At 60.9% G+C, this 8,242-nt stretch carries 7 protein-coding genes and 1 pseudogene; 1 reads left to right on the forward strand and 7 read right to left on the reverse strand.

The features are described from left to right. Window positions 1-39: 39 nt before the first annotated feature. From NF876_RS25845 to NF876_RS25875, 7 genes and pseudogenes are all read right to left on the reverse strand, one after another. Window positions 40-1,009, reverse strand: a pseudogene (locus NF876_RS25845) (ABC transporter ATP-binding protein). A 2-nt stretch (window positions 1,010-1,011) separates the two neighbouring features. Beyond that, entirely contained in the window at window positions 1,012-2,022 is a 1,011-nt protein-coding gene (locus tag NF876_RS25850) for an ABC transporter ATP-binding protein (protein ID WP_262265588.1), read from the reverse strand. Window positions 2,023-2,026: 4 nt separating this feature from the next. Next, the gene (locus NF876_RS25855) at window positions 2,027-2,944 is read right to left on the reverse strand and encodes a dihydrodipicolinate synthase family protein (RefSeq protein WP_262265589.1); all 918 of its coding nucleotides are present in this window, start codon (window positions 2,942-2,944) and stop codon (window positions 2,027-2,029) included. Between the two features lie 20 nt (window positions 2,945-2,964). Further along, window positions 2,965-3,846, reverse strand: a complete 882-nt coding sequence (locus NF876_RS25860; protein WP_262265590.1) for an ABC transporter permease — start codon at window positions 3,844-3,846, stop codon at window positions 2,965-2,967. 2 nt (window positions 3,847-3,848) lie between these two features. Further along, entirely contained in the window at window positions 3,849-4,808 is a 960-nt protein-coding gene (locus NF876_RS25865; protein ID WP_262265591.1) for an ABC transporter permease, read from the reverse strand. A 75-nt stretch (window positions 4,809-4,883) separates the two neighbouring features. Continuing rightward, on the reverse strand, window positions 4,884-6,467 hold the full coding sequence (locus NF876_RS25870; protein WP_262265592.1) for an ABC transporter substrate-binding protein: 1,584 nt from the start codon (window positions 6,465-6,467) through the stop codon (window positions 4,884-4,886). A 12-nt stretch (window positions 6,468-6,479) separates the two neighbouring features. Continuing rightward, a complete protein-coding gene (locus NF876_RS25875; RefSeq protein WP_262265593.1) occupies window positions 6,480-7,202 on the reverse strand; it encodes a FadR/GntR family transcriptional regulator in 723 nt (240 codons plus the stop codon). 104 nt (window positions 7,203-7,306) lie between these two features. On the opposite strand from NF876_RS25875, the gene NF876_RS25880 reads away from it, so the two are divergent. Further along, a partial coding sequence (locus NF876_RS25880; protein ID WP_262271243.1) for a Gfo/Idh/MocA family protein occupies window positions 7,307-8,242 on the forward strand: 936 nt, incomplete at its 3' end.

An 8,242-nucleotide genomic window follows, 5' to 3' on the forward strand; every position in this document is an offset into this window, starting at 1 on the left:
ATTCCCTTCATGAACCACAGGACCTTATGCAACAATTTGTCATCCGCTGACGTCGTGCCGGATGCAGGCCTTGAAGTGACCAGGGGAGACTTCTTCGAGTGGAGGCACCACCGCCGCACATTGTTCAGTCGCGTACGGACAACGGGTGCGGAACACACACCCGGAAGGCGGGTTGGCGGGGCTGGGGATATCCCCAGTCAGACTCTGGTCGAGTACGGGCCTTGTTGGGATCTGGAGACGGGATCGCCGAGAGCAGAGCGCGCGTATATGGGTGGCGCGGATCGGCATAGAGCTTCTCACTCGGCGCAATCTCCATGATGCGCCCCAAGTAGAGAACGATGACCGTATCACAGATGTATTCGACGACTGCCAAGTCGTGCGAGATGAACAGCATCGTCAATCCGAGGCGGACCTGCAGATCCCGCAGCAGGTTGACGATCTGAGCCTGGATCGAGACGTCCAGCGCCGAAACAGGTTCGTCGGCCACGATCAGCTGGGGTTCGAGCGCCAAGGCTCGAGCGATCCCAATGCGCTGGCGCTGCCCGCCTGAGAATTCATGCGCATAGCGGCCGAAGGCGTCGGCCGGTAGGTCGACCGCGGCAAGAGCGGCTTTCGCGCGTTGGATTCGCTCTTGGCGCGTCCCCACACGCTGGATCTCGAGACCTTCCGTCAGGATTTGCCCGATGGTCATGCGCGGCGACAGGCTCGCGAATGGATCCTGGAAAATGTACTGCATGCTCTTGCGTTGCCGGCGCATCTGGGCTGCAGAAAGTTTCGTAATGTCGGTCCCATCGAAGCGCACCTCACCGGACGTTGGCTCGATCAAGCGCAGCACAGACCGCCCGATTGTGGTTTTTCCGCTGCCTGACTCGCCTACGAGGCCGACGACCTTTCCGCGTGGTACATCAAAGGAGACATCCTCGATCGCGCGAACGACGGATCCGCGGGAAAAGCCTGTTGGCGTGAAATGCTTGGTCAAGCCCCTGACCGAGAGCAGCGGCTCCTGCATGTTTAGACCTCCTGCCATCTGATGCAGCGGCTCCTCTGACCAGTTCCTGTATCATACAAGGGTGGAACGTCCGCCCGGCATGCATCGATGGCGTAGGGGCAGCGTGGGGCGAACGAGCAGCCGTTCGGAAGCTGGATCAGGCTCGGCACAGAGCCCGCGATCGTCGGCAGTGGGGTACCTTGCCGCTTCAATGCGGTCGCTTCTCCCAGCTTCGGGATCGAGCGCATCAGCCCGATCGTGTAAGGATGGCGTGGATGTGCAAATACCTCGGCAACGCTGCCCGTTTCGACGATCCGGCCGGCATACATCACCGCCACCCGGTCAGCGATTTCCGCCACCACGCCCAAGTTATGGGTCACGAACAGGATCCCCATACCCCGTTCCGCCTGCAGTTTCTGCAGGAGGTCGAGGATCTGGGCTTGGATCGTTACATCGAGCGCGGTGGTCGGCTCATCGGCAATCAGAAGGACCGGATCACAGGCAAGCGCCATCGCGATGGTGGCACGCTGGCGCATGCCGCCTGAGAGTTCGTGCGGATACTGCCTGGCACGCCGCTCGGGATCGGGGATGCCGACATCAGCCAAGAGTTTGATCGCGGCAGCCGCCGCATCCTTGTGGCTGCGACCGAGATGGATGCGCATGGGCTCGGCGATCTGCTCGCCAATAGTATAGACCGGATTGAGGCTCGTCATGGGCTCCTGGAAGACCATGGCGATGTCATTGCCTCGGATCTGCCGCATGCTCTCGGCATCGAGTTTGGTAAGGTCCTGCGCTTGTCCCGCGTTGCCCCGAAACCGGATTGAGCCCTCGGCCACCTGTCCCACTCCTCTGGGGAGAAGACCCATGACCGACAGGCTGGTGACGGACTTGCCCGATCCGGATTCCCCGACCAGTGCCAGGGTTTCGCCTGGCGCAATCGTCAGGTTCAGATCCTGCACGGCGGCCACTGGACGGCCGCCGATGCGAAACACCGTCTTGAGGCCGGAGATATCCAGGATCGGGGCGACATGCATGGCTTCAGCTCGCGAGTCCCGAAGCACGGACGATTTCCTCCACCTTTGCGGCTTCCTCAGCGTTGAGGGAGCGCTGAGGCCGGGCCATCGTGTTGGTGGGAATGACCCCGAGGGCGCGCATGGCCGTCTTGAAAGCGCCGACCCCGGCCGACCCCGCACTGGTACGGGGGAGCGAGACCCAGACCATTTCAAAGAGCCGGCACAGGCGCTCCTGCTCCTTGCGCGCTGCCTCCCAATCCCCTGCCTGAGCGTGGTCCCACAGCCGCACGTAGCCGTGCGGGTCCACATTCGCGAGGCCCGGGACCACACCATGCGCTCCCATCTGAAGGACATTATCGACGACGATCTCAGAACCCGTCATGAGAAAGACGTCGGGCTTGTCCATGAGATCAAGCAGGCAGAACCGGAAGTTGCCATCGTCGCCGCTCGAGTCTTTCAGTCCGGCGATGGTGCCCTCGCGAGCCAGGGTCACCGTTGTCTTACGCTCCAGCTTGGTATGCACGCAGACCGGAATGTCGTAGGCGATGACGGGTAGATCAATCTCTTCACGCACGTAGCGGAAATGGTCAACGACCTCCGGCTGGCTCGTGCGGGTATAGAAGGGGGCCGTCACAACGACGGCATCGACCCCGATCGACTGCGCCGTTCTGGCGTGACCGATAACCCGGTCTGTGGTCGGATCAATGACACCGGCTAAAACCGGCAGGCGTCCGTTCACTACCTTCACGGTGTGTTCGAGGATCTGACGCCGGGTTGCCTCGTCGTGGAAGATCACCTCACTTGTCGAGCCGAGCACGAAGAGGCCATGCACGCCACCTGCAATGAGATGTTCCAGAACCCTGGTATAGGATGGATAGTCGACCTCAAAGTTCTCGGTCAGAGGAGTGACAACGGGAGGAACGACGCCGCGGAAATTAGTCATAGTGAACCTTTTTTGCTTGGTTATTGAAGATCGGAACGTGGGTCGAAGGCGTCGCGCAGGCCGTCGCCAACGAAGTTGATCGCCAGCACCGTCATGACGAGCGCCGCGCCCGGGAACATCCACTGCCAGACATACTGCTCGAGCACGCTGGTCGAGCGCGCGGCGTTCAGCATATTGCCCCAACTGGCCTCCGGGGGAGCAATCCCGAGTCCGAGGAAGGAGAGGCCAGCCTCGAGCAGGATTGCGTTGGCGATCTGCAGAGTTGCATAGACCACGAGGATGTCGATGCAGTTCGGGAGGCCGTGCCGAAACAGCAGGTGCCCCATCCCGGCGCCCATGCCACGTGCCGCGACAACGAAGTCACGCTCACGCAGTTCGAGAAGGCGAGCGCGAACCATGCGCGACAGCACGGGCCAGGACAGCAACGAGATGACAGCGATGGTCGGGACGATACCCGTGCCGACAATTGAGGCGAGCACAAGGAGAAGGATCACCGGCGGGAGCGTCATGGCAAGGTCGACAAGGCGCATGATAGCACCGTCTGCCAACCGGCCGCTGAAAGCGGAAATGGCCCCCACAAGGAAGCCAATCACCAGTGAGATCCCGACCGATATGACGGCGACGAGGAGCGAGACACGGCCGCCCTGCATCAGACGCGCGAAGACGTCACGGCCGACGCCGTCGGTTCCAAACCAGTGGCTGGCGCTGGGGCCCTTGTTGAGGGCTCGCAGGTCGATTTGGTTGGGTGTATACGCCCACCAGAGCGGATAGGTCAGGATCGCAATGAGAATGGCGATGAGGACGACAAGTCCCGCCAACGCGAGTCGGTTAGTGACAAACCGGCCAAAGGCTCGGGCAGTGGGTCCTTTGCTGGATCCAAGAATAGCAACTGCAGCGCTCATTGTCAGGCCACCTGGATGCGAGGATCGACCGCGGCGTAGGTGATATCGGTCAAGAGATTGACCACGATGACGCAGGCTCCGATGATCAGCGTGGCCCCCATGATGACTGGATAGTCACGCGTGTCGACGGCATTGATCAGCAGCAAACCCATGCCGGGCCAGTTGAACACACTCTCGATGAAGATTGCGCCGCCGACGGCGATGCCGATGGTTGACCCGATGAGAGTAACGACCGGCAGGAGCGCGTTACGAGCCGCATGTTTCATGATCACCCAAAACTCCTTCACGCCTTTCGCCCGGGCGGTTCGGACATAATCCTGGTTCAAAACCTCAAGAAGGGAGGCGCGCATGTAGCGCATGATCAGCGCAGCGTGGCCGATTGACAGCAGGCATGCGGGCAGGATGAGGTGAGACAGGAGGTCACCCACCGAGAATGGGGTGCCAGGTGTCAGCATCCCACCGGACGGCGCCCAGCGTAGGACGACCGAGAACAGGTAAAGTCCGAGGATTGCCGTCAGGAAGGCCGGGCTGGAAATGCCAAAGAAGGCGACGACGGAAAAGCCGATGTCAGTCGGGGAATTGCGCCTGACAGCGCTGAGGATGCCCGCTGCAATGCCGGTCACGATTGCGATGGCAAGCCCGGCTGCCATCAGCAGGATGGTAGGGCCTATCCGTTCGATGACGAGGGGCAGAACCCTCACGCCATTGCGCTGGATCGAGTAGCCGAGATCACCGGTGACGGCAGCCTGCAGCCATGCGAGATACTGAAGGGGTAAGGGCTGATCCAGCCCGAGACGGGTCCTTAGAGCATCCATCTCCGCTTGGGACATGGCAACATTCGGATTCACATAGGCGTCGATCGGATCACCTGGCGCTAAGCGCAGAAGGATGAACACGAGCATGCTCAGTGCGACGAGCATCAACAGGCCGGTGCCAAGTCGCCTCAGGATGTATGACAGCATGAGAATGCCCTTGTCGTTTGGGGAAGGCGGCCAAAGCCTGAGCGAGCCGCCCTCCCGATGCTCCGCCAGATGAGCCTACTTCTCGATCGACCATTTCTCCGGGTGGGCGTTGTAAGGTCCGCCGGCGGGAGCGGGGACCCAGACGAAGTCCTTGAGCTTCGCCGAGGCGACGCCGTAGCGATTCGCGACCCACATGGTGGCCCAGGGCAGATTGGCGTTCATCGCTTTGCACACATCCTGATAGCGAGCGTTGAGCTGCTGCGGATTGGTTTCGGCAAGCGCCGTATCAAACGCCTTGGTCAGCTCCGGCATGTCGATGCGCAGGAAATTTGCCCCCGCTGGGGGCTTCTGGGCCGCGTTCAGGCCGATATTGAGACCCGACGGATCCGGCCCATTCTGAAGCCCGGCGTAAACGAGCGGGAACTGGGTAAAGTCAGGGTTGCCGGCGTAGATGATGCCGTTATAGGTCGGCGTGTCGACCACGCGTGGCACCACGTTGATGCCGACCTGCGCGAGCATCGCCTGAACGGCCGCCATGACGTTAGCAGCTTGGGGCGTGTTGTAATAGGTGAGCCAAGTGATGGGCTTGTTGCCATTGATCTTGTCCCAGCCCGCTTCCGCCAAAAGACTCTTGGCCTTGGCCGGGTCGTACTGGTATGGGCTCAAGCCTTCCGGGACAAGCTGTTTGGCCACATAGCCGCAGTTGGCAACGGTCGCCGCTCCGCCATAGAGGCTGTCGATGATGGCTTGGCGGTCGATGGCGTGCATCACGGCTTGGCGCACGCGGACGTCCTTCCAGAGCGGGACCTGCTGGTTGAAACCGAGATAGTTGACGACGAAGGATTGCCCTTCGATGACGTGGAACCCTTTGTTGTCCTTAAACGCTGAGACATCATCGGGCTCGACATAGGTGAATTGGATTTCGCCCGCGCGCAGCGCCGCCACGGCCGCGGCCGTGTTCTTGAAGTAGCGGTTAATCACCCGGTCCGCCTTCGGCCGGCCAAGGCGGTAATCGTCGTCGGCTACCAGCTCGACGTACTGATCCGTCACGTATTGCTTAAACTTGAAGGGTCCGGTTCCAATCGGCTTGGTGGCCCACCACGTGCTGGTCGCCAGCTCCTTCGGCGTTGTGCCGGAAAGCGCATGCTCAGGAAGGATCATGAGCTTCGTCAGTGTCGCCAGGAAGCCGGCGTCCGGACGCGAGAGCTTGATGATTGCGGTGCGCTCATTGGGCGTCTCAACGGAGGAGACCGCATTGACGCGGGCGGCAAAGACTGTTCCGGTCTCGCCGTTCTTGGCGAGGTCGACCGTAAACTTCACATCCTTGGATGTGAAGGGCTTGCCGTCGTGCCAAGTCTCCTTGGCAAGTTTGAAGGTGTATTCGGTCTTGTCCGTGTTGACGGAATACTCGGTGGCGAGAGCTCCCTCGATCGCTGTCAGGTCAGCGTTATAGTTGACCAAAGGCTCAAAGTAGACGTTGAGCCAGGTGAATCCGCCCGTCGCCGCCAGCGGGTTGAAGTTGCCCTGGAAGCCGCCAGGGCCGACGTCGAAGCCGCCGGTGACGGTCTTCGGCTCCTGGGCCGCCACCGCAGTCGTCAGAGCCGTTGCTCCGAGAAACGCCGCGACGGAGATGGTTCGTGTCAAAGCCTTCAGTTGCATCATTTCCTCCCTCTAACTTTTGGTTGACTTTCTGTTATTGGCGATCACTTCGAGAATACCCTCGTAGTGCTTGTCGAGCCTCTCCCGGGCCCGTTCGACATCACGCGCCGCAACCGCCTCAACGATCTCATGGTGGTCGCGCCACGTGGAGAGCGGGTTGGAATTGGCCAGATTGGCGAAGTTGGAAGCCTTGTAGAAAGCTCTCCAGAAGACTTCGATCAAGCCGGTGAGCATTCGGTTGTTTTGGCAGCGGAACAGCAGCCGGTGGAACTGCTCGTCTTCCTCGGCAAAGCTCTCGGCGCGCTCGGCTCGCTGACGCATGCGCTCCGTGACCTGGCGCAAAGCAGCGAGATCTTCCTCGCTGATCATCTCTACGGTCTTGTGGATGAGCCCAGTCTCAAGAACACGACGCAGGTCGCGAAGCTCTTCGACGTCCCGCAAAGCGTCACCAAGGCCATAGGCGAGATTGTCGAGAAGTGGCTGGAACGAGAATTCCTTCACGAAGACGCCGATGCCACGACGCGTCTCCAAAATCCCTACCGACTCGAGCGCCTTGATCGCTTCCCGAACAGAGTTGCGGCTGACGCCGAGCTGCTGAGCGAGGAAAGATTCCGGAGGCAAGGCATCCCCGGCTTTGAGCTGGTTGTCCTCGATATAGCCGCGCAAACTCTCCTGCACTGTCACATGCAGTGAGGGGGGCTTGGTCAAGGGCTTTATGCCTTTCAAGCCGGACATTCTCCACTCCTCTTTGAGGCCGCAGCCCGATCCAGGCGAAATCTGGCTTGATACATATCAGCTTGTAGGATATCCAGCAAGTGGGCAGCTGGATAGGTCGGAACATGAGGGTTTGTCTCTTGGGGGTGAGTCACTGGCACGCTGGGATGCATCTGGATGCGGTGAGATCTTCGGGCGGCGAGATCTCAGCTGTCTGGGATTATGATCCAAGAAGCGCGGCCGCTTTCGCCCGGTCCCTCGATGTCCCCGCCTGTGCTCATATCGAAGGGGCGTTCGAGACAAGGCCCGACTTGGCCGTCGTCATGGGTTCGCCTGCGGATGTTCCAGACCTTGTCTTGAAGGTGGTGTCCGCCGGCATTTCAATGGTTCTCGAAAAGCCCGCCGCCCCCACGACCGGCGTCTTGAGGGAGATCCTGAAGGCTGTCCAGGAACGAGACAGTTTCGTTGCTGTGCCTCTTCCCAATCGTTTCGGTCCCGCTTTCGGCGCAATGGCAGCGCTTGAGTCGGAGGGGCGTCTCGGCAGGATTGCCCATGCGCATTTCCGGATCGTCAACGGCCCTCCTCAACGTTACCGCGAGGATGGGGTCGGGTGGATGCTCGACCCGACGATCGGAGGCGGCGGAGCACTGCGCAATCTCGGCATCCACGGCATCGATGCAGCCCTCTCGCTTGCGCAGGGAACCTTGCGCATCGTAGCAGCCTCCGTCGCCAATCGGATCCATGACGAGCCGGTCGAAGACCACGCCCATGTCGTCCTATGTGACGATGCTGGAACGCTCTTCACGGTCGAGGTAGGCTACACCTTCGCCTCCATGGCTCCAGGCGGGGACTTCGAGTGGCGGATCGCCACGGGCAACGCTTACCTGATTGACCGGGGCGAGACGGCGCAATGCGCAACCCTGGATGACGGGGAAGTCCGCATGCTCGCCCCCGAACATCCGAGCACGCGTTACCGCTTGTTCATGGCCGACACGTTCGACCGGCTCCGCTCGGGTGAGCGCCCGACGGTCAGCCTCGAGGATTACCTGGCAGCGATGAAG

The sequence above is a fragment of the Microvirga yunnanensis genome (assembly GCF_025460875.1).

Bases quoted from the DNA above. Each gene is read 5' to 3' on its own strand.
- NF876_RS25865 (WP_262265591.1), bottom strand. From the start codon at position 4,808: ATGCTGTCATACATCCTGAGGCGACTTGGCACCGGCCTGTTGATGCTC.
- NF876_RS25870 (WP_262265592.1), bottom strand. From the start codon at position 6,467: ATGCAACTGAAGGCTTTGACACGAACCATCTCCGTCGCGGCGTTTCTC.
- NF876_RS25850 (WP_262265588.1), bottom strand. From the start codon at position 2,022: ATGCATGTCGCCCCGATCCTGGATATCTCCGGCCTCAAGACGGTGTTT.
- NF876_RS25875 (WP_262265593.1), bottom strand. From the start codon at position 7,202: ATGTCCGGCTTGAAAGGCATAAAGCCCTTGACCAAGCCCCCCTCACTG.
- NF876_RS25860 (WP_262265590.1), bottom strand. From the start codon at position 3,846: ATGAGCGCTGCAGTTGCTATTCTTGGATCCAGCAAAGGACCCACTGCC.
- NF876_RS25855 (WP_262265589.1), bottom strand. From the start codon at position 2,944: ATGACTAATTTCCGCGGCGTCGTTCCTCCCGTTGTCACTCCTCTGACC.